The organism is Pararcticibacter amylolyticus, assembly GCF_003130405.1.
Taxonomy (GTDB): domain Bacteria; phylum Bacteroidota; class Bacteroidia; order Sphingobacteriales; family Sphingobacteriaceae; genus Arcticibacter; species Arcticibacter amylolyticus.
Map to the genome: position 1 here is coordinate 35,302 of NZ_QEAS01000011.1, position 24,137 is coordinate 59,438.

The window sequence follows — 24,137 nt, forward strand, 5'->3', positions numbered from 1 at the left end:
AACCTTATTTGCTTTACTTATCTCAACGGGGATCCCCGGCATGAAGGCAGGAGATCATGCCTCATCCTTACTTTGTACGCAGCCCTGTCTTTGATATGAAACAATTTGCCTAAGTTTGACAGATCGTATTTCCGGATAAAATGAATCGAATTGTACAGTATCTTTTTGTTGCCTTTCTCCTGGTGTCCTGCACCTCTTACAGCCAGGAATATCATTTAAAATTTAAAGATACCAGGGATTTGCAGAAATTCCTGACCTGGTCTCCTTCCCGTGTTCCGCTCGTAAGTTGTCACAGAGGCGGACCCGTACCGGGTTTCCCGGAGAACGCGATAGAAACTTTTGCGAACAGCACGAAACATCAGCCCTCGGTCATCGAATGTGATGCAGGGCTTACGAAGGACTCAGTCCTCGTTATGCTTCACGATGACCGGCTTGAACGGACCACCACCGGCTCCGGAGACCTGAACGACAGGTTGTTTGCCGATTTAAAGAATGTCCGGCTGAAAGATAATGACGGCAAAGTAACCCGGTACCATATCCCAACTCTGGATGCGGTTTTAAAGTGGGGGCGGGATAAGGTCCTGTTCACTTTAGATATAAAGAGAGGCGTGCCGTATCAAAAGTTGATCGATGCTGTCAGGCGTAACCGGGCGGAGGCTTACAGCATTATCATTACGTATAATGCCAATCAGGCTGCTGAGGTGCATAAACTTGCCCCCGACCTGATGATTTCTGCTTCTGTAAAAAACAGGGCAGATCTCGAACGGTTGAATAGTATGGGCGTGCCCAATAATCGTATCGTAGCATTTGTCGGCGTGGCGCAACCTGACAGATCGTTGTGTGATTACTTGCATAGCAAGGGGATCTTCTGTATTCTTGGCACCATGGGTAACCTGGATAACAAGGCGAAAGCGAAAGGAGAAGATGTGTATTCCGGGCTGATAGAGGCTGGCGCAGATATTCTTTCCTCAGACAGGACGGAAGAGTGCGGAAGGGAGTTGCTGAAGTACAGTAAGAAAAAGGGACTCAAAAGTACCAATGTAGTGATGGCTGGAAAGTAGCCGCCTCAAGTATTCCAGTGTTTCAGGCGAATTGTTTCAGCTGTTTTCTTTTAATAAGAAAAATAACTACTATTGCCTTTTAAACCACAATAATTGAATATACACAATGAGAAAGATCTTATCCCTTATCGTGATGGTGATCGCCTTCACAGGGATTTCTAATGCCCAGACTGAAAAAGGAACCAGTTATCTCGGCCTTAACATCGGTTATTCATCCAGGAATGAAAAGCATACGTTGAACTACCAGAATTATACCTCAGGCCAGGTCGAAAAGACAGATAATAAGGGCTTTTTAATCGGCCCTTCTTTCAGCCGGTTTATAGCGGATAAGCTGGAGGTAGGAGTAGCGGCAGCTTATGGGTATAGCAAAATGGAGACTGACAGGGATGTGCCCGAACATACAACTCAGAATCAGTATGTCGGATCTCTGTTCATACGGAAGCATGTCATGTTTACTGATCAGTTCGGCCTCCGTACCGGCCCTTCTTTCAGTTTTTCTTATGCAAAATCGGAGACAGACGTCTCCCCGGGAGAAAATGAGACGATGCAGTATACAGGCGGATTAGTGCTCGATCTGGAATACTTCCCTTTAAAGAGATTGGGCATAGCAGCTAATATCGGGGGCCTGTATTATGAAAGCTCGAAGACCCGCACGAACAACAAGGAGGTAATCCGCAGGACAAACACTTTCGACTTTTCTTTTACAAACTCCCTGAATCTGTCTGTTTTCTGGGTTTTAGGTAAAAAATAGGAGTCTTAATCAGGAAAAGAATGAAGAAAATAATATCAGCAATCCTGCTTTTGATATCAGTAACCATTACCGTAAAAGCCCAGACAGCAAAAGGAACCCGGTATATTGGAGGAACAATGGGGCTGACGTACCACAAAGTCCGGGGCAGTTACGAGCCGGATACAAAAAAACTGTCTTTTTCACTGGCTCCCCAATACAGCCGTTTTTTTGCTGACGAATGGGAGGCCGGAGGACATTTGGGATATATATACCGCAAGTACGAGTTTGAAGCAAATTCTTATTCCGATTTGCGCCATGACTTTAATTCTAGTGGCTTTAGTTCGGGAATTTTTCTGAGAAAGTATTTAATGCTTTCTGAAAAGGTCGGTTTCAGAACCGGGCCGTACGCGGATTATTCATATTCCTGGGTTGACTATGGAGATGGAGAGGACGAAAACAACTTCGTAAAGGATTTTGCGGCAGGGATAGATCTGGGGATTGTGTTTTTTCCAATGACGAGCCTGGGATTGTCTGCCAGGCTCGCGCAGATTTCATATTCCTATAATAATGACAAGAGTTCACGCGATGATTACTTCAGGAATAAAACGTTTGATGCGGGACTTACCAGTCAGTTAAGCTTGTCTGTATTTTACATTTTAGGGAAGAAATAAAGACCAAAGAGTCGCAGTAACCAGCACTGCGACTCCTGTATCCCGGTTTACATGGCGGCTGTTGCCGTATTCTTATTAACGATTGGCCAGATAGCTGCGCCCGGAACGGGTACACTGATTCCGAGTGTTTTGCCGCGCTGCATATTGTCGGCTCCAAAATAATAGAGCGGGTTCCCCTTATACACAAGTTGTGTCTTCCCAAATACTGTGATGAGTTCGAACTGGGATTTGTCTAAAATAGAGGGAATGCTTCCGATTGTTGCAACCGGAAAGATCGGCCAGACAGCATCGTGCGTGGGATCGTTATTGGTAAACTTGTTTTGCTTAAACCGGTCTTGTATGAAAGCGTATAGCGTGTTCCCGTGAGCATCCGTCAGGTACTGTGAGAACTCTTGTCCTGCCTTCCCCTGGCTATTATACTGAACACCGTCATTTCCGACCAGCTGGGTATAAGAAATCATCACGGTGTAATCTGCCTTGGCTACAAACCAGTTGTCGGTAACTCCATCTCCTTTCACATCGCCTGCTTTAGTATCACTTTGATAATAGTATAGAGGCCAGCCCTTATAGGTAGTCTGCTTAGCTCCGTCACTTCTCGTGATTGTTCCGAAGTCTGATGAATTTAAGCCCGTGCCCACCTTCAGATTTTCTGAATAATATGCCGGCCATGCAATAAGACACCCGCCCGTGCAGGAAGAACTTCCGTTGGCATCGTTTGAAAAAAAGTAGAGAGCGCGGCCTTCGTTATCGGTGATGATGTCACCGAACGTTGCATTAGCAGTCAGTTTTACACCTGTTTCCTTAGTAGAAGGGGAATCTTCCTTGTCATCCTTGCATGAATACAATGACGTGAATAGTAGTACGATAGCGCATAGAGCGCCGAATTTGGTAGCTTTCATATGAAATGACTAAAGGGTGAATAAATATTATGTCGAAGGGATTACGGGACGGATCAGAGAAGGGTTGCCTGCCGGTTATAATTGTTTTATATTCACTTAACCTTGTGAAATATTTAAAAAAAATTGCAGCATGAGGCAACCAAGTAGTCAGTTGCTCCGTGATAGCTAAAAAAGGTTTAAAACAAAGAGCAGAGAAGAAGACTCCCCTATGGGCGAAGCACAACTACAACAGCTTATAGCTGGCTGCCTGAAGCAGGATCGTAAAGATCAAAAAATGTTGTATAAGACATTTTATGGCTATGCTATGAGTATTTGTCTGCGTTATGCGGGAAACAGGTACGAGGCATCGGAGATTTTGAACCACGGTTTTTTCAAGGTGTTCTCTAATCTGAATAAATACAGTACAGACAAGCCTTTTAAGGCCTGGATTGGCAGGATTATGATGAATGCCTCGATAGATTATTACCGGAGTAATATCAGGATGGCCAACGCCGATGATCTTGAAAAAGCTGAAAATCTGGTTCATGAGGATTTGCCGGATAAGAAGCTGCGGTACGACGATCTCCTGGCGATGATCCAGCAGCTTCCAAATGCATACCGGACTGTTTTTAATCTGTATGCTATTGAGGGATACACTCATGAAGAAATAGCGGTCATGCTTGGAATCAGTACGGGTACATCCAAATCGAACCTGTTTAAAGCGAGGGATAAACTAAAAAGGATGATTATAGATGCGGAAGACGTATCGCGTGATGCAGGAGGTGGTGCTTACAGTGCTATTGTTGCTATCAACCCTGTTAATTTAAATGTTACTTTTTTTAACAACGGACTATTCAGATGAGAAGAGCTGACGAAAATAAGATCGATCGCCAGTTCAGGAAAGGCTTGACAGAAACTGAAGGGAATAGCACGTTCCGGGAAGAGGACTGGGATGCGATGGAGGCAATGCTTGACAAAGAACAGCGGGGCAGAAGGGGGATTGGATGGATGTACTGGATATCTGCGGGGGTAGCCGCTGTTCTTCTTATCTTGATGGTCAGAATTTTTTCTCCATCCGGAAACAATGACAACACAACAGCGGAAAGGAATGACGGAGGGAAGAAGATGGTGCCGGGCTTAGCGGATACCGTAAAGCAGGGTGATCAGTTAGCTGAAAAGGAGATGTCGCCTGGCGATTCCGTGAAGGATCATCATCCGACAGGAAGAAAAGAAGGCGTATTGCCGGTGTCCGGCCGGTCGGATAATGGGTATGGCGTGCAGATAGCCGCAACAGGGGTTCCCGGAAGTATACCAGTGCCTGCGGGAGGTGACTCTTCTTCTTATAGTGTTCCGGAATCAATACCTGTTATCAGCCAGGCTGAGCCCCGGGAAGAGGCGGTTGAACCAGAAGAGTCCCCTGTAAAGGAGCGCACTGAAAATGTACCGGAACTTCAGGCGCCGAAGCGTGTGAAAATATCCCTCGCCCTGGTGACTGCACCTGATCTGAATGGCGTGAACTCTTTATCCGGCGGTCAGTTAGGCGTGAATGGCGGCTTATTGCTTAATCTCGATTTGCGGAAATGGCGTTTGACTACAGGGGTTACGTATGCATCAAAGCCTTATCAGGCTAATTATAACCCGCAGGCCGGAGCTTATGGCGATTATGGTTACGGAACCCGGCAGCTGCGGCATATTGATGCAGATTGCAAGGTGCTGGATATTCCTCTGAACGTAAGTTTTCAGTTTTTTGCCAGGGGGAAGAATGGATTGAGCGTGGGTTCGGGATTATCCTCATACATTATGCTCAGGGAAAGGTATTCATTCACTTATACCGACTATACGGAACAAAGTTATGCTGTGGCCAACCGGAATAAACATCTTGCCGGGGTTCTTAATCTTAACATAACCTACCAGCGCCGGTTAAATGATAAGTTCGGCCTCCTTGTGCAGCCCTATTATAAAATTCCCTTAACAGGAATAGGAAATGAAGGGATTGATCTGCGGTCTGCGGGAGTAGCGGTAGGTGTCGGCTGGGATATCGGAAGTATGATAAAAAAGTAATCAGATGAAATATATTGCGATTGTGTTACTTGCCTGGCTGGGAGCCAGCCAGGCAGGCGGGGATTCCTATGTCTGTAAAAATGCGAAAGTCTCGATCTTCTCTAAAGCTCCCCTTGAGGATATTTCTGCCTTATCAGGCAAAGCAGTATCTGTGTATAATCCGGCAACAGGCGAGCTTGTTTTCAGCGTTCCGGTGAGGTCGTTTGTCTTTGAAAAGTCCCTCATGCAGGAGCATTTCAACGAAAATTATATGGAAAGTGATAAGTACCCGAACGCTTCTTTTAAAGGCAGGATACTTGAAAAGGTGGATGTGTCAAAAGATGGAACTTATACGGTTAAGGCCGCGGGCGTTCTGGATGTACATGGCATTAAGCAAAACCGTACTATAGAAGGTAAAGTGCAGGTGAATAAAGGACGCTTAAAGCTCTCTTCTGAATTTATAGTGAAGTGCAAAGACCACCAGATTGATATACCCAGGCTTGTATTTCAGAAAATTGCTGAAAATATCCAGGTGAAGATTGCAGCCGATTATTCCAGATACCAGAAATAAAACATATAACCCCGCATCATTATGAGAAAATGTTTGTCGCTTTTTATGCTGATCCTGAGTTCTTTGCTGACGCTTGCCCAGGATGCCCCTGCTGATTCTCTGTCCGCCGACTCTCTGATCAATGCTCTGTCCGCAGACGGGAAAGACGAAACTGTGATCGCAGCTTTTAAGTCAACCAGGCTTATCCTGACGCCCACAAGCGAAACGATGAGGAAAAAAGATCTCAACTTTATGGTAGTCCACCGGTTTGGAGACGTGGCCGGTAAGGATGGAGGCAGCCGGACATTATGGGGACTTGATAACTCCTCAGACATCTACATCGGATTTGAATATGGTCTTTCCGATAAGCTCGACATCTCGTTTGGAAGGAGTAAATTCGAACAGCTTCTCGATCTTGGATTTAAATATAAGGTACTGGAGCAGAAAGGTGACGGGAGTATGCCTTTTGCTCTTACCGTCATTGCGCAGATGGGTTTAAAGCCTTATGAAGTTTCAACCAACGTATTCGACGACTATACAAACCGGCTTTCCTATTTCTATCAGGCTGTATTTTCAAGAAAGTTCTCTTCCCGTTTTTCTCTTGTTGCTGCGCCCTCTTTCCTGAGGAATAATCTGCCCTTCCCTTATCTTGAAGGAAATGAGAAGAACATCTTCTCTGTTTCGGTAGCGGGAAGGTTAAAAGTGACAAAGCGGATGGGAATTGTAGCTGACTATGTTCATCCGTTCTCCTCATTCAGGAAAGACAGTAAGTCTCCGGAATTCTATGCCCCTTCAGCAATAGGAATTGAAGTTGAAACAGGCGGGCATGTATTTACGGTGAATCTTGCTAATGCCCAGGCAATTTCACCCATTAATTACATCGCAGATACCGAATCGAAATGGACAAAAGGGCAATACCGCATAGGCTTCACCATTACCAGGGTTTTCAGCTTCGGCAAAAAGGAGCAGAATAATTATTAATCACCACTTTAAATAAACATCTTATGGAAAGAAAAGAATTCTTGTCAAAGCTGGGGCTTGGTCTTGCGGCGGTATGCACTGGTTGCAGCATGATTGCCTGCGGCAGCGATCCGGAAGAAGAAGCAACTCCTGATCCCGGAAGCGGAGGGGATAAAGAACTGCTGACTGCCAACCTTGATTCTGAACTAAGGAATGTCGGAGACTCCAAGATGGCTAACGGTGTTATACTGGTGCGACTGGCACAAACAAATGTCCCGGCATCTTTCACTGCCGTTCAGCTGGCATGTACGCACCAGGGGTTCTCGGTCGCATATAATAATGCACAGGGGAAATTTATTTGCCCCGCCCATGGCAGTGAATTTAATACAACGGGCGGCGTTGTACGGGGGCCTGCGACATCTGCACTAAAGCATTACACCATTTCTGTAAACGGATCTGCTCTGGCTGTTTCCGCCTGACCGTACTTACTGCCTGGTATGGTCAGCAGCCGGGCTTTGTCTGAGATTCGCTTTTAAGAGCATTTCGCCGGCTCATTATAGCTGCTTTGCGAAGTCTGCGAAGGATCGCTTTTCTTAATGAAGGAGGCTGCAATACCTCAACTTCATCCGCAAAACTCATAATTAAGGACTCTAATTCATAATTCTGAATTAAAAGCAGGCGGATAGTAATACTGGTAAGCGTTTCAGCAATTATTTCCTGGCTTTCGTGAAGGGATTGTGTTTTAATGTAAGGAAGTTTCGATTCATTGAATTTCAGGACGATCTCCTGTGGCTTTGAGCCATAGGAGATCGAGACACCGATGGTGTGTTTAAAATAGGTATCGTGGTCGGGGAGCTGCCTGGAGTCGTATTCGAAATCAGGCAGCATTTCAAAATCTTTTATCCTGTCGAGAGCCAGCGTTTGAATGCACTTGTGCCGGTTGTTCATTCCCAGAAGGTACCACCGGTTGCGGTATTCTTTCAGCAGACATGGATGAAATGGAAATTTCTTGTGTTTTTTAGCTCCAAAGGGCTGATAAGTGATGCTGACAACCTGCTTTTTCAGGATTGCATCCAGTAAAGGAATGATCCATTCAACTCCGGTGCTCTCTGGAATATGTTCAAATGCTAATACTGCCTGTACCTGCCGGGCAGTACGGGAAGTGATGATCTTTTGCTCAAGGCGTTCTACCAACGATTCGAGGTTCCGGAAAAAAACGGTGCCTCTGTAGGTCTTCAGCATTTTCAGGGCGGCAGAGATATTGTGAATGTCAGTCCTCGTAATAGTGGCATTGCTGATGCGGAAGTCTTTATCCGAGTAGAAGTACTTCCCGTCTCTGACCATTATGGGGGCTTTATATCCCAGGCTGCTTCCCCTCATTTCACTTATGTCATACTGAATGGTCCGCTTGCTTACGGTAGATCTACCCGGGTTCCCGCCTTTTTCAATAAGCGCTTCGGTACACTTTTCTGCGAGAAAATCGAGAGTGCATCCGTATCTGTTATTCTGAAGACATTCGTCTATCACGTGATAACGCAATAAAGCATCAAAGTTATAAGGCATAATCTTTCCGGGAATAGATTCAGTGGATGCAAATTTATGATGATGCCTGAATTGCGTCAGTGTAAATTATGTGATCCTGATCATTATTTCGAAGGCGGATAATGCTCCGCTCCTCCCGCATCGTAAACTTTCAATACTTCAAGTGCGTATTCATATAATTCGGGCGTTACGACCATTCTTTCTCCCTTGTAGCCGCTATGTTCCTTAAGAAGAAGCTCTTCACAAAGCTGGAGCATGCTTTTTACAAAGAATATAGTCTCAGGCCATGATGCTTCGGACTGGTCATCCGGTTTTTCTGCTTTAAAATACTCCTGGGCAAAAAAGAAAGCTGTGAAAAGACTGTCCGCATTCGAGTCATAGATCCAGTATTTGCGCATGAGTAAAACTGGCCACAGATAAAGATTCCTGCCCTCTATGCTGAAGGTTTTCCAAAGACACCGGGCCGGGATTTTGTACTCATATCCGGGCCGTATTTTGCCAACCAGGCCAAATTCAGTATCTATTCCCCAAAAACCTATATGAATTAAAATACTCATAAGAATTTCTTTAACGCAAATATGAGACACAAAAATGCAGCCTATTTGCATTGCACTCTGGCAAATATTTGCTTATGATAAGTAGAATGTGATTTAAATCATTTTTTTCAAATATATCAATTTATACAAATGAAGAAAGAATAACAGGCATTCCTTCCGGTTCAAACATTCGACAGGGGGAAAGCGTTTATTCTTTATTGTTAAACAAAAAGAAGAACAATGAAAAAGTATCCGAATATGAGATCAGTAGTTTCCATTCTTGGCCTTGTGGCTATTATGATAGGAGGCCAGAGCTGTGTTACTAAAAAGAAGTACGAATCATTACAGAGCCAGTACAACAGGCTCGACAGTAATACGCGTGATATGCGCCGGCAATATTTGCTGACAGAGAGGAACCTCGCTGTTGCTAATAACAAGGTGTCTAACCTGGAAGATCAGATAGCCTCCGAACGTGCCAATGTTAAGTCATTGCGGGAAGCGCTTGATAAGTGTCTGAACTCTACAAGCCAGGGAAATGTGAACATTTCTAAACTTGTCGACGAAATTAACAGTTCCAATAAATACATTCAGCAGCTGGTAAACGCCAAGAACAAGAGCGATTCGCTGAACATGGTGCTTACCAACAACCTGACCCGCTCGCTAAGCCAGCAGGAAATGAAAGACGTGAACGTCCAGGTTCTGAAAGGGGTTGTTTATATCTCGTTGTCAGATAATATGCTTTATAAGTCAGGAAGTTACGAGATTTCCGACCGCGCGGGAGAAACCTTGAGTAAAATTGCAAAGATCATCAAGGACTACAGTAATTATGATGTGCTGGTAGAAGGTAATACGGATAATGTGCCTATTTCTCAGAAGAACATCCGGAATAACTGGGATTTGAGTGCGCTCAGGGCTTCATCAGTCGTTCAGGCGTTACAGAACAACTTTGCGGTGGATCCGAAGAGGCTGACAGCTGGCGGGCGGGGTGAGTATAATCCTATTGCTAATAACAGTACTGAAGAAGGAAAAGCGAGGAACAGGCGGACGCAAATTATTATCACACCTAAACTGGATCAGTTTATGGACCTGATAGGCAAAGCTCCTGAGCAGCAGGATCAATAAATATCAAAATGAAAAAGGCGTCTTCAACTCTGAAGACGCCTTTTTCATTTTGATATTTATGCATTTTCCAGGTCAGCAATAACGATCTTTTTCATCTTCATTAGTGAATTCATGACCGCCGGCATGCGCTCGTGGTCCTGAAGCAACTTGCCGAGTGCTTTAGGGATAATCTGCCAGCTCAGACCGTATTTGTCTGTCAGCCAGCCGCATGCTACCTCTTTTCCTCCCTCTGATGTCAAGGCATCCCAGTAAATATCAATCTCTTCCTGATCTTCACACTCAACTACAAGCGATATCGCGTCATTAAAGCTAAAACCATGGTCTGGCGAACTGTCCATCGCTTTTACGGCGAAGTCTTTTATTTTAAATCCCGCATGTTTTATAAGAGCAGGATCTTCGCCGTCAGACTCCTGGTAATTCATCATGTCCTGAACGGATGATTGGGGAAAGATGCCGGTATAGAAATTAATCGCTTCAAATGCTTTACCTGTGTTAGTGCCGGTAAACATCAGTGTGGGGCAGAACTTTTGAAGATGATCGTTTCTGCTTCCCGTGAATAATTGCCATGATACGCCGTATTTATCCTGGATCCATCCGTATTTGGGGCTCCACTCGTAGCTGCCCAGCGGCATCAGGGCAAAAGCTCCTTCGCTTAACTTGTTCCAGAACTGTTCTGCTTCAGAAGCACTGTCACAATAAACCATAAAAGAAATAGCCGGGTTAGGGCTTGATTGGGGCCCATCGTTCAGGATCAGGAATTTTTGTCCGTCCAGATCAAATTGTACAGCAAAGGGCGACGTCTGGATAATCTTCCCGTCTCCGAACACTCCTGTGTAAAATTCGGAGGCCTCGTTCATCTTACCCTTTAATGTTATACAGGGATAGACAGAACGGCATATTGTTTCTTCATTTACAGGCTTAATTCCAGTTTCCATAATATGCTTTGATTATTTGATTGTTCATTTTATTCTGACCATGCAACGGCAAATATCCATAGAGAGATACCATTCAATGCAAAAGCCATCAGGGGCTATCTGGTCTGAATGGATGAGTTCCTGAAACGCTTCTCCTATTGCCGGAATATTCTTCATGAAGTCTGAAACGTCCGTGTAAAGATAATCTCCCTTCATAATGGTCACTGGTTCGAGTTCCAGACCGGATAATTCGCCCTCAAATATTTCTTCTGCGGCAGCCTTGTAAATTATACCGGAATCTTCCTGGGGCCGCGACAATCCGAAGTATCTTCGGTCCTTGCTGAAGGGCACTGCTGAATGTAAAGTCTGATGGGCTTTTTGTACTCCCTCCGGAAACGATTTTGCTGTAACGCAATAGACAGGAATATTATCAGTTAACGTGAATACTTTCATATATCTGGTTGTAAATACAAACTTACATAAATGCAGGCCTGGCAGGTGAGGTGCAATAGCGGCATAAAAAAGGGTGAATTGCGGCGGAACGGAAAACTTATTCCTATTTTTATTACTTAATCAGGTAAAATGAGTAAAGCTGTCTGGATGGTAAAACAGCTGCCTGATGTAACTTTATGGGAATGAAGACTGGCTTGGGAAAATATGGCCTTATTCTTTTGGCTTGTTTCATGCTGTTTTTTAACAGCTGCGGAGTGCTGCTGAAAGAACGAACGGTGAAAAATCGTGGTGTAGTAAGTGATGAAGCTGGTTTGCCTCTTATCCTCTATCGTTCTTCCCATGTCCTGTCATCCAGAATGGTAGTAATGCTTTCCGGCGATGGGGGATGGCTCGATTTTAATGATAGCCTTGCTGTTAGTTTTAACCGGGCTGGGTTCGACGTAATCGGCTTTAACAGCAGAACGTATTTCTGGCACCAGAGAACTCCCGACCAGGTCGCTGCTGACTTTACTGCCCTGATAAAGAAATATATGCGTCTTTGGAATGACAGGAAGATCACATTGAGTGGCTATTCCTTCGGAGCAGACGTGGTGCCATTTCTTTATAACAGGCTTCCGGCTGAACTGAAGCAGAGGGTGGGAGAGATTCAGCTTCTTTCGCCCTATCTGTCTACAGATTTTAAAGTTTATCTGACTGATCTGATTAATCTGGGAAGTGATGACCGGACTTACAAAGTAAGGGACGAGGTCATGAAAATTAGTATACCGGTTTATTGTTTTTATGGCGAAGATGAAGCCCCCAAGCCCTTATCAGACTTCAGGAAAAAGAATTTTTTCATGAGCCTTTTACCTGGCGATCATCATTATAAAAAAGGGTATCATCAGATAGTGAGAACTGCCGGAAGAGGATTTGACCTCCTCCGTAAAAATTAGTATCTATCGCTATCTTCGTCCTTTTTAAAATCGCAGATGAAATTTCTTCTTACTCTCGTTCAGATATTTTTCTTCGTCGTTGCTTTTGCTCAGCGGCCTTTAACTGTTTGTTCCTGGAATATTCAGAATTTAGGGAAGAGCAAAAGTGCTGCCGAAATCGAATTCATTGCTAATACGTTACGCGAATTTGATGTAGTTGCTATCCAGGAAGTTGTAGCCGGCCCCGAAGGTCCAAAGGCTGTAGCCAGGCTTCATGATGCCTTAAACCGCAAAGGCTTTAAATGGGATTATGTCATCAGTCAGAATACATCCGGCAGTAAAGGTGCCAGCGAACGCTATGCTTTTCTATGGAAGACCAGCCGGGTTAATATTGCGGATACTGCATTCTTAGACCAGAAATTCAGAAATGAGATCGAGCGCGAGCCTTTTATCATTCATCTGGCCGTTGAAGGTAAGATCCTGACCCTTGTAAGTTTTCATGCGCTGCCGAAATCGAAACAACCGGCAAAGGAAATCAGGTATTTTCAGTTTTATCCTCAGATATATACCAAAGGGCCTCTTCTTTTCTGTGGCGATTTTAATACTCCTCAGTCGCATTCCGTTTTTAATCCGATGAAGAAACAGGGCTACACACCTGCCCTGGAAGGAAAGAAAACAACCCTCAGGCAGAAATGCCTGAATGATGGCTGCCTCGCATCCGAGTATGATAACTTCTTTTTCCGGCCGGATCAGGTTAAACTGAGAAAAGCAGGAGTCGTACATTTCTATGAATCGTTTTCGGATGTAAAGAAAGCCAGGGAAATATCGGATCACCTGCCCGTGTTTGTAGAAGTTGAGCTGTCCGGCAGCTCCGAAAACTGACTTAAAGCCGAAAGATGCAGATGATAGAATCCTCTGCGGTCAGATGGTAAGGCTCATCTAATGTGAGCCGATATATAAGTGCGATTTAATTCCAGCTTATATGTAAGTCTTATACAAACAGGAGATCAATTGAGGGAAGGACGGATATAGTTCCTGCTTTTTGCGGAGTCTGCTCCCTGTTTCCACTTTCGTAGTTCCCGGGTGTCCAGGTTCTCTTCCTTTTCCATCAGGTCAATGGATTTGTTGATCATCAATAAGTTGTCATCGCCCAGTATTTCCGGTTCGGGGAAATCTGATTTATAGCTCTTCTCTGCTACGATATGGCCGGATAAGACCTGGACTTCTTCACCTTCATCTTTGTTGTACGCGATTACCCTGAACGCAGCTTTTCCGGTGATAGTGAGCTTCAATAACCGGGTGTGAATGACAAGGGCTCCTGCTCTTTCCGGAATATCGTAAAAGAAATCTCCGTCCATAGTGATCTTATAACGTTTTTTTTGCCTGGCAAAGTTTATAGCCACTTTGTCCAGTACATAGATAAGACTGCTGTCGGGAAGTAAAAAAATGTCTGATGGCGCCGGAATTTTATAAGCAGTATCAGGTCCGGCAGTTGGCTGCTCCTGGGTGACATTTTGTTTTATCTCGTTTTCCCGGAAAAAATAGAGGCATACTAATAAAAATATGACCACTCCGGCTATGAGAAAAAAAGTACGTTGGGGGTGCTTGCTGAACCTTGACATTTAGCAAATGTAATCACCTTTATGCTGGAACGAGTGGCCTGAGGAAAATATTTCAGCATATGGATGGTAGCGTAATTTTATTTAATGCTGTAACCAGACCGGATATTTTTCAGTCTTAATTATAGATTTAGAAAATATTTCATGAAACAGTTAAACCGGCTTTTGTATGTTCTGGTTATCGTAAAGATTGTTCTGCCATTCTTCTTGCATAACAGTGTTTTCGAACCACACAGAGATGAATTTCTTTATTTGGAACATGCAAAGCATCCCGCATGGGGATACCTCGAGGTGCCTCCATTGCTTAGTCTCTTTGCCCTGATCACAAATCTCTTCGGAGCCGGTTTGTTCTGGATTAAAATATGGCCTTCGGTATTCGGCGGCCTTACCTTTCTGCTGGCGGGGAAAATAGTTCTTCTTCTGGGAGGGAGAAAATTTGCGCTTTTATTGACGTTCCTGCCGTTTGTACTTGGCGGTTATCTTCGCCTCTTCTTTCTGTTCCAGGCCAACTTTCTTGATGTCTTTTTCTGGACGGCAATGGCTTTTTGCTTAATACACTATATCTTTTCTGGTCAGAACAAATGGCTGTATGGATTTGGAGTGTGTGCGGGGCTCGGTCTCATGAGTAAGTATTCTGCTGCTTTCTTTATTGTAAGCCTTCTCGCCGGATTATTGCTGACGGGAAGCAGAAAGGTCTATCTGAACAAGCATTTGTATTTTTCAGGGCTCATAGCGTTTCTCATCTTTCTGCCCAACCTCTTATGGCAATACCAGCATAATTTTCCTGTGATTCATCACATGGCGGAACTCAGGGAGCAGCAGTTGCAATTTATTAACCCTGCTGACTTTATTGCCGGTCAGGTCATGATGAACTTTCCATGCGTTTTCATTTGGATTGCCGGCCTTGCCGCGCCGTTTGTATCACGCGAGCTATGGAAATACAGGGTTTTTACCTGGTCCTGGCTTTCTGTAATCGGGCTCCTGCTTTTCTTCCGCGGGAAAGATTATTACGCTCTGGGAGCTTATCCTGTATTGTTTGCAATTGGTGCTCTCTGGCTTGAGAGTGCCACCCGGCTTCGTTTTCGCTGGGTGCGTTATGCGCTGCTTACATGCTCTGTAGCGCTGGGTTTATATGCTCTTCCTGTAGTAATGCCCGTAGCGAAGCCGGAAGTGCTGGCGGCTTATTATAAGATGAGTGGGCTTTCGCGGCCGGAAGGGTTTAAATGGGAGGACCAGAAATATCACCCGTTGCCGCAGGATTTTGCTGACATGATTGGCTGGAAAGAGCTGTCACGCAAAGCGGCGGCTGTGTACCGGAGCCTGCCTGCTGAACAGCGAAAAGAAACGATGATCTATTGCCGTGCTTATGCGACGGCAGGAGCCTTGAATTATTACGGCAAGGAGTTTGGCCTGCCCAATGTGTACAGCGATGATTCCTCTTTTCTGTTATGGATGCCGGATAAATATAATATCAAAAACCTTTTGCTCGTGGGCCACCAGATCCCGGATAAAGATGACCGCGTTTTCCAGGAATTTGAGAGATACACGGTTAAAGATTCTTTGGACCTGCCTTTGTTCAGGGAAAACGGGATCCGCTTTATTCTCTATGAAGGAGCAAAGCCCGGATTGAATAAGCTCATTGAGGAGTCGGTTGCAGAACAAAGAAAAGCTTACCTCAGAAATTAAAACTTAGATATCATCCATAGAGCGTAGATGTTAAACGAAAGGATATATTTGCGAACACCCCTGCAAAGCAGATAATATGGAAAAAGAATTCATAGAAGACCGTTTGTTTGAACGGGAGGATTTCAGCGGAAGGAAGTTCGGGAAGTCGGAATACGACAACTGCTCCTTTGTGAATTGCAATTTTCAGCAAGCTGATCTTGCTGAAACAACGTTTGTTAATACAAAATTTTCGGGGTGCGATCTGAGCCTGGTCAGGTTGAAGAATACTGCATTCAGAGATGTAGTTTTTAAAGATTGCAAGATGCTTGGCCTGAGGGTGGAAGATTGCAATCTGTTCGGACTTGCTATGTCGTTTAATAATTGTAATCTCAGCCATTGTACCTTTTATAAGTTGAAGCTAAAGAAGACCGTTTTTGAAAGGTGTTTTCTGAGAGAAGCTGATTTCTCAGAATGTGATCTGAGCGGGGCGACTTTTGAGCATTGTGATCTTTCAGGGGCAGTATTCAGCAGGACAATACTTGAAGGTGCCGATTTGAGAAGTGCTTTTAATTACAGCATCGATCCGGAGATCAACCGGTTAAAAAAAGCGAGGATTTCCTTGTCTGGTGTTCCCGGCTTACTACATAAATACGGACTCGTCATTGATCCGGAAGGCTAGAATTCAAAATTCCCGTGGGAATATCATCAAATCTCGGAGGACTCAATGTTGAACCGGAGCCTGTTTAATGCTCACAAAGAATAATAAAATACCGGATTTTCTGAAGCTGAGCGAAAGACGAGATTCGAACTCGCGACCCCGACCTTGGCAAGGTCGTGCTCTACCAACTGAGCTACTTTCGCGTATGTGGCTTCCCTGAAGGGGCTGCAAATATAAACGGAAAATTTTAATAGTCAATATTTCATCCTGTACTTTTTGATGTTTTGTGTATTTGTTGTTGAAAGGCAGACGGATAGATGTTTCAGAAAGTTGGGAACGGTTGCAAAGAATGGGAGCGTTTCCATGAAATATATAAGCCTGATGGTAATACCCGTAGACCTTATGCTGGATATTTTCGCTGAATTATAAAACTAACGACAAACATTTTTCATGATAAAACAAGATGGTGAACACAGCCGGAAGTTGCATTTACAGGAACTGAGGGCTGATCTGATCGTGGCCGGGGGAGGGCTCGCCGGAGTCTGTGCTGCAGTTACGGCCGCCAGGACAGGTACTAAAGTGATATTGGTGCAGGACCGGCCGGTACTTGGAGGAAACTCATCAAGTGAGGTCCGTTTATGGGTGCTCGGGGCAACTTCCCATATGGGGAATAATAACCGTTGGGCGAGAGAAGGGGGTGTTATTGATGAAATTCTGGTGGAAAATACCTATAAGAACCCTGAAGGTAACCCGCTGATCCTGGATATGCTGCTGCTTGATAAGGTGAAACAGGAAGCTAATATTACATTGCTGCTTAACACGGCTGTGTATAGCCTGGACAAAAAAGATGCTGAAACAATTGACTGCCTCAGGGCCTTTTGCAGTCAGAACTCAACAGAGTATATCCTGAAGGCCCCTTTGTTTTGCGATGCTTCCGGCGACGGGATAGTCGGCTTTCTTTCCGGCGCTGCTTTCAGGATGGGCGCTGAAAGCAGACAGGAATTTGACGAACCTATGGCTCCGACAACTGAGTATGGAGAACTGCTGGGACATTCCCTTTATTTTTACAGCAAGGACACAGGCAAGCCTGTAAAGTTTACAGCACCGGATTTCGCACTTCCCGATATTTCCGTTATACCGCGTTACCGTAGTTTTAACGCGCAGGATTATGGCTGCCGGCTTTGGTGGGTAGAATATGGCGGGCGACTGGATACCGTGCATCAAACGGAGGACATAAAATGGCAGCTCTGGAAAGTCGTATACGGAGTGTGGAACTATATCAAGAATTCCGGCAAATTCCCGGAAGCGGAGACCCTGACCCTGGAGTGGGTCGGCACAATTCCCGGGAAGAGGGAAAGCCGGCGTTTCGAGGGGGATTATATCATGACGCAGCACGACCTGGTGGAGCAAAGGGAACACGATGATGCTGTGGCTTATGGTGGATGGTCTATTGATCTGCACCCGGCAGACGGGGTGTTCAGTGAACGTCCGGGCTGCAATCAATGGCATAGCAAAGGCGTGTTTCAGATCCCTTACCGCAGTATGTACAGCCGCAATATCAGCAACCTGTTCCTGGCCGGCCGCATCATCAGTGTCAGCCATGTGGCGTTCGGGGCTACCAGGGTAATGGCGACCGTTGCCCATGCAGCCCAGGCAGTGGGGATCGCTGCTAATCTTTGTACTAAGTACGGGGTGACTCCCGCTCAGATAATTGAAAAGGGTTATTTATCAGAGTTGCAGCAGAACCTGATTGCCTCCGGCCAGTATATCCCTGGATTGCGCCTGAAAGATCATAAAGATTTGGTCCACTCTGCCAGTATTACCGCGTCATCTCAATTATCTTTCAGCGGGTTCAGCCAGCCTGATTTGTGGAAGCCTTTAACAATGGCTGCGGGGCAGCTGATCCCCCTGGAAAAAGGGCCGGTTCCGGTATTCAGTATTCCCTGCCGTGCCGTTTCGAAAGAATTATTGACTTGCGAATTGTGGTTGAGCAGCAGGAAAGCTAGTTTTACTCCGGATGTTCTTTTGGCCTCCAGACAACTGCAAATAGAGGGAGAGGGGTATGCTGAACTCGATTTTAACGTGTCTTTGGAAGAATCCGGTTACGTGTTTTTAATTTTCAGGCAGAATGAAAACCTGGAACTGGGATATTCAAATCAGCGAATAACAGGCATATTGTCGGTTTTTAACCTGATAAATAAAGCCGTTTCGAATTACGGAAAACAGTCGCCTCCCCCGGGAAGCGGTGTCGATGAGTTTGAATTCTGGTGCCCGCAACGTCGCCCGCAGGGTGAGAACCTGGCGTTTCGTTTATCACGCCATGCGGATGTTTTCAGTCCTGAGAATGTAAGGAATGGAGTCGACAGGCCGGTTGATCAGCCTAATGCATGGGTGGCCGGCAGCCGGGATCCTGCTCCCTGTTTGTCTGTTTCCTGGGAGGAGCCCCAGAGGATCAGTACGATCGTTCTTTCTTTTGATTCGGATTTTGATCATCCAATGGAGTCTGTCCTGATGACGCATCCTGAAACTGTGATGCCGTTTTGCGTCAGAAACTACAGGATCTGTGATGATCAGGGAAATGAGCTTTATTCCCGGTCCGGGAATTATCAGACGCGTAACATTATCAGGCTTGATGATGCCGTGAGCACAAAAGGATTAAAGATATATGTGGAGCATCCTCTTGCCACTGTTCCGGCGGCCCTGTTTGGCTTGAGGTGTTACGAAAATTAAAAGGAGTGCACAATGCACTGAACTTGACATGGCAAGATTAGATTTTATTGTGATGGGCGTATTCGCCCTGCTTATTTTTGGGATCGGCCTGACCTTTACCCGTATGGGGAATAAGAATGGTCAGGCTTTCTTCGAAGCCGGAGGTGAGACGCCCTGGTGGATCAATGGTCTTTCACTGTTTATCAGTTACTTCTCTGCCGGCACCTTTGTAGTCTGGGGATCTATTGCCTATAAGTTCGGGCTGGTGGCGAATGCAATTCAGACAACCATGGCGATCAGCGGGTTTCTCGTCATGCTTTTTATTGCAGGAGCCTGGAAGCGGACCGGGGTCGCAACTGCTGCTGAGTATGTAGGCAAGCGGTTCGGAGCCAATGAGAAGCAGTTTTATACATATCTCACATTGTTACTGAGCCTCTTTACAACAGCAGCGGTACTTTACCCAGTAGGGAAAATGGTGCATGTCGCTTCCGGAATGTCCCTGAACATGTGTATTTCCATTATAGGCCTTATAATCGTATTGTATACCGCAGCCGGTGGCCTGTGGGCTGTCCTCGTTACGGATGTCGTTCAGTTTGTCATTCTCACCGCAGCTGTACTTATTGTGATCCCGATATCGTTTAACGAAATCGGAGGTATTGAAATGTTGATTAAGAAAGCGCCGGAGGGCTTCTTTACACCTGTTAACAGCGAATATACACTGGGCTTCATGCTCGCCTTCATTGTTTATCAGACCTTTTACATAGGAGGTAACTGGTCCTACGTTCAGCGTTACACCAGCGTTGGGAATGAAAGACAATCAAAAAAGGTTGCCGGGATCTTTACCGCGCTTTATTTGGTTTGCCCCGTCATCTGGATGATCCCTCCGATGATATACAGGATTATAAATCCCAATTTACACGGCCTGGAATCTGAAGATGCTTACATGATGCTCATCCAGAAAGTGATGCCTGCTGGCCTGATCGGGCTGGTTCTCGCGGGCATGGTGTCCGCAACTTCGAGTAAGGCCAACACTACCATCAACATGGCGGCTACTGTCTTTGCCCAGGATATTTACCATCATCTGTTAAGACCGGGGGCATCCGACAGGGAGGTCATCTGGATTGCGAGACTTTTTACGCTGGCTTTCGGGGCCGCAACTATCGGAGTGGCCATGTGGATACCAAGTGCAGGTGGAATAGTGGAAGTTGTTTTGAGTACGGCCTCTATCGCCGGAGGTGCTTTATTTGCTCCTTTACTCTGGTCTTTGTTCTCCAGGCGTCAAACCGGCCTTTCCGTTGTAACCACCAGTGTTGTATCTCTTTTGCTGAACCTGTATCTTAAAACAATTAATCCATTTCTTACCGGCGTTAAGCTCAACAGGACGCTGGAGACTGTTTGTGGTATGGGAATTCCGGTACTTTTGCTTGCTATATTCGAAATCTGGTATATCCTGAAGAAAAGCCGGTCGGATAAGGCTCTCCAGATGGAGATGAATGCCGGAAGGAAAGTTCATACACATTCAGGGCACGGGATTGAGCAGATACATTTTGCCGCCCGCGAACAGAATGCTTTCGGAATAAAGGTGATTGCTGTCTCTGTAATGATAGTTGGTGCCGGGATCGTTGCCCTGGGTCTCAGCGCAGCCAGTTATATACTTGAAGTAGTAACTGTCGGCGCTGTGATCCTGATTGGCGGACTGGCCATGTTGATGGCAATTACACGCAAAAGAGTGTGACCCCGTCTACCCTGGCAGGCTGTAATACGGAAACATTCCTGAAATATGAAAACCCAGTTTTTCTGCAAGACGAAGGGAACAGGTGTTTTCTTTCCTGCAAGACCAGACAGGGGTCAGATCATTATCCAGGCAGTAGTTTATAAGTGCATGGCAGGATTGCAGGGCGAAACCTTTACCCCTGTAATGCAGGTCTGTTTCAATTCCTATTTCAAGATTCCTGTCTTTAATATAGGCGGAGAAAGCGATACTCACCGGCCTCCCGTCTCTGACAACACCGAAGGCAACTCCATTAGCCAGGAAGTCGTCGTAGCTGTTCCAGAAAAACTGGGGAACTACACTGCCGGCCATCTTCAGCATGGACGCATCTATACGCTTCAGTTCGAAGCCATCAGGAAGCGGTGCCGGTTTTAAAGGTTGTTCTGGCTGCACGAATTTAAAGTTCAGCCGGTTCCACCGGATGATATGACTGTGAGCCGTTTCTTTCAGCAAATAATCCCGTTCGCAATTGCCCGCATACAGATGATCACTGTAAGTTACCAGCTTGTCTTTCACCAGCACAGCCAGTACCTCTTCCCATTGAAGGGGGTATACCTGGAGCCACTCCTGCCGTTTCCTGTATTCAGCGTTGGTGTCAAGGAGATAATACAAAAGTTTTTCGTTGAAACTATAGTTTGTCGGGTCTCCACATAACAGCGACATGCCATAAGGGTGAACAATATAGGCTGTCCTGGGACTCTGAATTGAATCAACATATATTTCGCCCTTTACAATGCCGTCTGTTACTGCCCGGGCAAAAAGGGTATTGAAAGGGATTTCGTCTAAAAGGAGAGCGACCTTGTCGTAATCTTTTTCTTTTATCTTCAGCACGATGAGAATGATTAGTTTGTTCCTTACGGGACGAATTTATATTTAAATCGCTGAAGAAAAAGTGATTGTAATCATATCACAGGAAGAGGGGTTGCCGGGTTCAGGTTCATGCGCCGTAACAGCAGCACGGCGCATGAGGGTAATTTTAAATGGATGGAGCCTGCTGGTATGCAGACCATAGTTCGTCGACCGTTTTTCCGGTATATTTCTTCCAGATCTGATCTGTATACATCCTGGTCCTCATAGCCAGGTCCAGCTTCTTTACAAAGTTCTTGTCGTATTTATTTTCTATCCACACTAAAAATCTTGCTGTCACCCTGTAGGCATCTGTGTATTTATGTGATTGTTTCAATTCAGGCAACGACCACCCGGCGGCGGTATTGTTCACTCCCATCCTGAAGCGGACATAATCTGCAATCCCTTCCGTTACCCATCCCGGGCCGGCATGGTTAGGATAAGCCTGCACAATATGCATCCCTTCGTGAGTGACCACATCAATATCTTCGGGATTTTTAGTAAGCCATTCAGGATTGAACCAGACAGTTCCGTTGGCTGCCGCCGCCACACCATCGTAGCCGGGATCAATAATAAATGTTACTTCTTTCGAAGCTTCTTTGTTATATTTTTTGGCCTCGGCAGGATAGACCGTAAAAAAGGTCTCTTTCAGCCGGTTCAGGGTCTGTTCGCTGAACCCGGGCGATTTGTTTACCAGGTTCAGTGTAAACCCTTTTTTCCTGATTGTGTCTGCACTGACGATCTTTGCTGTTTGCTCCTGAGCCAGCGCGGGACGGAATAAGCAAAGAGATAGAATCACTGTCAGAGTGATTGTTGCGGATGATTTCATATTTTTTTATGGGTTAATATATATTGCATTATATCGTTCCCCGGAGGCGTTGAGCAGCGGCATCACCAGTTTTCGGAGCGGCCAGCTTCTGTAAAATCCCGGGCAAACAAACATATTTGAAAAATGCGCTTATTTTTGTTAACAGTCATTTAATGTTTGTTAACGCCCTTGTGATTTTTGTTAATGAGTTCTTAATTAAATGTTAATGCGAGGAATGACGACTTAAATGCAAGTATTTTTGGAAAGAAACCAGCATTCTTCATGAGATATATCCGGTTAATTGCTTCTTTAAGCTTTATTTTGCTGATCACCGTGTTGTTCTATCTTACCTATAATACGTTTGTCCTTAATGACCGGCAATATCAGATAACCGAAAAGAATCTCCTTTCGGGATTGTATACCGGAAAGATCAAGAACGATAATATTTATCCGGGAGGATCTAAGATCCTTAGCCGATATCTGTACCAGCAAAAAGAGCAGCTGGAAGCACATTATGCTAAATCATCTTCGGCTGATAACGAATATGCTCATCTGGTATTAAAAAGACTCTTCTCTGAACTGAGGGCTGCCAACCCGATGGATTCTATCTTCAGCGGGATCAAAAAGAAATATCAGCTGAAGCCGGAGCTGGAATATCTGCTCACGGTCAATTCTATCAAAATAAGCCGGGATGATCATCCTGTATTTCTATTTGATCAGAACAAGCACTATTCTTTTTTACCTGACAAATATCAAAGCAGCCGGGGATATATTTTAGGGGGAAATCTGAAGTCTCCTTTAGCGCAAAACCTGATTTCCGGGCTGACAGTCACCTCTACAGACGGGGTGCGTTCTTTTGAAGTTGGTTTTTCTTTTCATGCAGATAAGAACGACCGCAACTGGCAGATCTTTAAAGCCACAGTTCCGGCCTTTGTGCTGGCGCTGCTTGCCTCGCTTTCGGTACTGCTTATTTACTATATCACCTATCGGAACTGGATCAGGGTAAAACGTCTCGCAGAGATGAAAACGGATTTTGTGGATAGTATCACCCATGAGTTTCACACCCCGATCGCTACGATTATGGTGGCTAATAAAAGCCTTCAGAATGACCGTGTGCTGGCTGATGCCGATAAGGTGAAATCTTTGTCGAATGTCATATTCAGACAATCCAGGCGCCTTGAGCTACTGTTTGGCCAGGTGCTCGATATAGCGCGCCTGGACCATGTGACCCTCGAAAAATCGCATGAAATGCTGAATGAACTGGTGGAAGAGATTGTTGACGATTATCGTCTGAAAGCAGAGGTTGAAGATGTCAGGATCTACCTGTCGACCATACCGGGTGACGTAAAAGTTTCGCTAAACCGGTTTTGGTTTACAACAATGCTTTTTAACATCTTTGACAACGCCGTCAAATATAATGACAAGCCCGAGAAACTAATCAATGTGGAAATGGTGCAGCACAAGGGCGAGGTTTTGCTCCGGATATCGGATAACGGAGTGGGAATGGACAGGGAAATGGTGACATATATTTTTGAAAAGTTCTACAGGGTTCAGAGGAAGGAATTGGACCATATCCCAGGACTCGGCCTGGGTTTGTACTATGCGCAGCAATGTGTCAGGGCCCATGGATGGAAGATGGAAGTAAAAAGTGAGGTCAATACCGGCACTGAATTCAGCATATTTATCTCCTGAT

24 protein-coding genes and 1 tRNA gene are annotated in these 24,137 nt (G+C 45.3%); 16 read left to right on the top strand and 9 right to left on the bottom strand.

The features are described from left to right. Window positions 1–140: 140 nt before the first annotated feature. The 3 genes from DDR33_RS13915 to DDR33_RS13925 all read left to right on the top strand — a co-directional run bounded on the left by DDR33_RS13915 (window position 141) and on the right by DDR33_RS13925 (window position 2,462). Window positions 141–1,061: a glycerophosphodiester phosphodiesterase family protein gene (locus tag DDR33_RS13915; RefSeq protein ID WP_109416414.1), complete on the top strand. Its 921-nt coding sequence runs from the start codon at window positions 141–143 to the stop codon at window positions 1,059–1,061. A gap of 106 nt (window positions 1,062–1,167) precedes the next feature. Next, on the top strand, window positions 1,168–1,812 hold the full coding sequence (locus tag DDR33_RS13920; protein WP_109416415.1) for a hypothetical protein: 645 nt from the start codon (window positions 1,168–1,170) through the stop codon (window positions 1,810–1,812). Window positions 1,813–1,832: 20 nt separating this feature from the next. Further along, a complete protein-coding gene (locus tag DDR33_RS13925) occupies window positions 1,833–2,462 on the top strand; it encodes an outer membrane beta-barrel protein (RefSeq protein WP_109416416.1) in 630 nt (209 codons plus the stop codon). Between the two features lie 47 nt (window positions 2,463–2,509). Here the strand turns inward: DDR33_RS13925 and DDR33_RS13930 are convergent, their stop codons facing one another. Then, window positions 2,510–3,361, bottom strand: a complete 852-nt coding sequence (locus DDR33_RS13930; RefSeq protein ID WP_109416417.1) for a hypothetical protein — start codon at window positions 3,359–3,361, stop codon at window positions 2,510–2,512. Window positions 3,362–3,635: 274 nt separating this feature from the next. Here DDR33_RS13930 and DDR33_RS13935 point away from each other — a divergent pair, with 274 nt between their 5' ends. From DDR33_RS13935 to DDR33_RS13955, 5 genes are read left to right on the top strand one after another with little or no spacing between them, the layout of a single operon-like run. Then, window positions 3,636–4,202, top strand: coding sequence for an RNA polymerase sigma factor (locus tag DDR33_RS13935; RefSeq protein WP_238387801.1), 567 nt, complete (start codon window positions 3,636–3,638; stop codon window positions 4,200–4,202). Continuing rightward, the gene (locus tag DDR33_RS13940) at window positions 4,199–5,401 is read left to right on the top strand and encodes a hypothetical protein (RefSeq protein ID WP_109416419.1); all 1,203 of its coding nucleotides are present in this window, start codon (window positions 4,199–4,201) and stop codon (window positions 5,399–5,401) included. Before DDR33_RS13935 ends, DDR33_RS13940 begins: the two co-directional genes overlap by 4 nt. A gap of 4 nt (window positions 5,402–5,405) precedes the next feature. Next, complete coding sequence (locus tag DDR33_RS13945) at window positions 5,406–5,951, top strand: YceI family protein (protein WP_109416420.1); 546 nt, start codon at window positions 5,406–5,408, stop codon at window positions 5,949–5,951. Window positions 5,952–5,972: 21 nt separating this feature from the next. Beyond that, entirely contained in the window at window positions 5,973–6,911 is a 939-nt protein-coding gene (locus tag DDR33_RS13950) for a DUF5777 family beta-barrel protein (protein WP_146198771.1), read from the top strand. Window positions 6,912–6,934: 23 nt separating this feature from the next. Continuing rightward, window positions 6,935–7,369, top strand: coding sequence for a QcrA and Rieske domain-containing protein (locus tag DDR33_RS13955; RefSeq protein WP_109416422.1), 435 nt, complete (start codon window positions 6,935–6,937; stop codon window positions 7,367–7,369). A gap of 22 nt (window positions 7,370–7,391) precedes the next feature. On the opposite strand, the gene DDR33_RS13960 is transcribed toward DDR33_RS13955, so the two are convergent. Together DDR33_RS13960 and DDR33_RS13965 are read right to left on the bottom strand one after the other, a co-directional pair. After that, the gene (locus DDR33_RS13960; protein WP_109416423.1) at window positions 7,392–8,453 is read right to left on the bottom strand and encodes a helix-turn-helix transcriptional regulator; all 1,062 of its coding nucleotides are present in this window, start codon (window positions 8,451–8,453) and stop codon (window positions 7,392–7,394) included. An 83-nt stretch (window positions 8,454–8,536) separates the two neighbouring features. Beyond that, window positions 8,537–8,989, bottom strand: coding sequence for a hypothetical protein (locus DDR33_RS13965; RefSeq protein ID WP_109416424.1), 453 nt, complete (start codon window positions 8,987–8,989; stop codon window positions 8,537–8,539). A gap of 237 nt (window positions 8,990–9,226) precedes the next feature. Here DDR33_RS13965 and DDR33_RS13970 point away from each other — a divergent pair, with 237 nt between their 5' ends. Beyond that, window positions 9,227–10,090 carry an OmpA/MotB family protein gene (locus DDR33_RS13970; RefSeq protein ID WP_109416582.1) on the top strand — a complete coding sequence of 288 codons (864 nt, stop codon included), beginning with the start codon at window positions 9,227–9,229 and terminating at the stop codon, window positions 10,088–10,090. 56 nt (window positions 10,091–10,146) lie between these two features. Here DDR33_RS13970 and DDR33_RS13975 read toward each other — a convergent pair whose 3' ends face one another. Next, window positions 10,147–11,025, bottom strand: coding sequence for a VOC family protein (locus DDR33_RS13975; protein ID WP_238387802.1), 879 nt, complete (start codon window positions 11,023–11,025; stop codon window positions 10,147–10,149). Window positions 11,026–11,049: 24 nt separating this feature from the next. Beyond that, a complete protein-coding gene (locus tag DDR33_RS13980; RefSeq protein ID WP_109416425.1) occupies window positions 11,050–11,457 on the bottom strand; it encodes a transcriptional regulator in 408 nt (135 codons plus the stop codon). 182 nt (window positions 11,458–11,639) lie between these two features. On the opposite strand from DDR33_RS13980, the gene DDR33_RS13985 reads away from it, so the two are divergent. Both DDR33_RS13985 and DDR33_RS13990 read left to right on the top strand, forming a co-directional pair. Further along, window positions 11,640–12,389: an AcvB/VirJ family lysyl-phosphatidylglycerol hydrolase gene (locus DDR33_RS13985; protein ID WP_158280751.1), complete on the top strand. Its 750-nt coding sequence runs from the start codon at window positions 11,640–11,642 to the stop codon at window positions 12,387–12,389. Window positions 12,390–12,425: 36 nt separating this feature from the next. Then, complete coding sequence (locus DDR33_RS13990; RefSeq protein WP_109416427.1) at window positions 12,426–13,250, top strand: endonuclease/exonuclease/phosphatase family protein; 825 nt, start codon at window positions 12,426–12,428, stop codon at window positions 13,248–13,250. 125 nt (window positions 13,251–13,375) lie between these two features. Here DDR33_RS13990 and DDR33_RS13995 read toward each other — a convergent pair whose 3' ends face one another. After that, entirely contained in the window at window positions 13,376–13,990 is a 615-nt protein-coding gene (locus DDR33_RS13995; protein ID WP_109416428.1) for a hypothetical protein, read from the bottom strand. Window positions 13,991–14,131: 141 nt separating this feature from the next. Between DDR33_RS13995 and DDR33_RS14000 the strand changes: the two genes are divergently transcribed. Both DDR33_RS14000 and DDR33_RS14005 read left to right on the top strand, forming a co-directional pair. Then, a complete protein-coding gene (locus tag DDR33_RS14000) occupies window positions 14,132–15,673 on the top strand; it encodes a glycosyltransferase family 39 protein (RefSeq protein ID WP_109416429.1) in 1,542 nt (513 codons plus the stop codon). Between the two features lie 76 nt (window positions 15,674–15,749). After that, complete coding sequence (locus tag DDR33_RS14005) at window positions 15,750–16,331, top strand: pentapeptide repeat-containing protein (protein WP_109416430.1); 582 nt, start codon at window positions 15,750–15,752, stop codon at window positions 16,329–16,331. Between the two features lie 109 nt (window positions 16,332–16,440). Here the strand turns inward: DDR33_RS14005 and DDR33_RS14010 are convergent. Continuing rightward, window positions 16,441–16,513 (bottom strand) — tRNA-Gly (locus DDR33_RS14010). 247 nt (window positions 16,514–16,760) lie between these two features. Here DDR33_RS14010 and DDR33_RS14015 point away from each other — a divergent pair. Both DDR33_RS14015 and DDR33_RS14020 read left to right on the top strand, forming a co-directional pair. Then, window positions 16,761–19,040 (top strand): FAD-dependent oxidoreductase, encoded by a 2,280-nt coding sequence (locus tag DDR33_RS14015; protein WP_109416431.1) that lies wholly within the window; start codon window positions 16,761–16,763, stop codon window positions 19,038–19,040. Window positions 19,041–19,068: 28 nt separating this feature from the next. Further along, a complete protein-coding gene (locus DDR33_RS14020) occupies window positions 19,069–20,754 on the top strand; it encodes a sodium:solute symporter family protein (RefSeq protein WP_238387803.1) in 1,686 nt (561 codons plus the stop codon). Window positions 20,755–20,760: 6 nt separating this feature from the next. Here the strand turns inward: DDR33_RS14020 and DDR33_RS14025 are convergent, their stop codons facing one another. Then, on the bottom strand, window positions 20,761–21,621 hold the full coding sequence (locus DDR33_RS14025) for a GNAT family N-acetyltransferase (RefSeq protein ID WP_158280752.1): 861 nt from the start codon (window positions 21,619–21,621) through the stop codon (window positions 20,761–20,763). Window positions 21,622–21,766: 145 nt separating this feature from the next. After that, window positions 21,767–22,465, bottom strand: a complete 699-nt coding sequence (locus tag DDR33_RS14030; RefSeq protein WP_109416434.1) for a basic secretory protein-like protein — start codon at window positions 22,463–22,465, stop codon at window positions 21,767–21,769. 261 nt (window positions 22,466–22,726) lie between these two features. Here DDR33_RS14030 and DDR33_RS14035 point away from each other — a divergent pair, with 261 nt between their 5' ends. Then, a complete protein-coding gene (locus DDR33_RS14035; protein ID WP_109416435.1) occupies window positions 22,727–24,136 on the top strand; it encodes a sensor histidine kinase in 1,410 nt (469 codons plus the stop codon). Window position 24,137 lies beyond the last annotated feature (1 nt).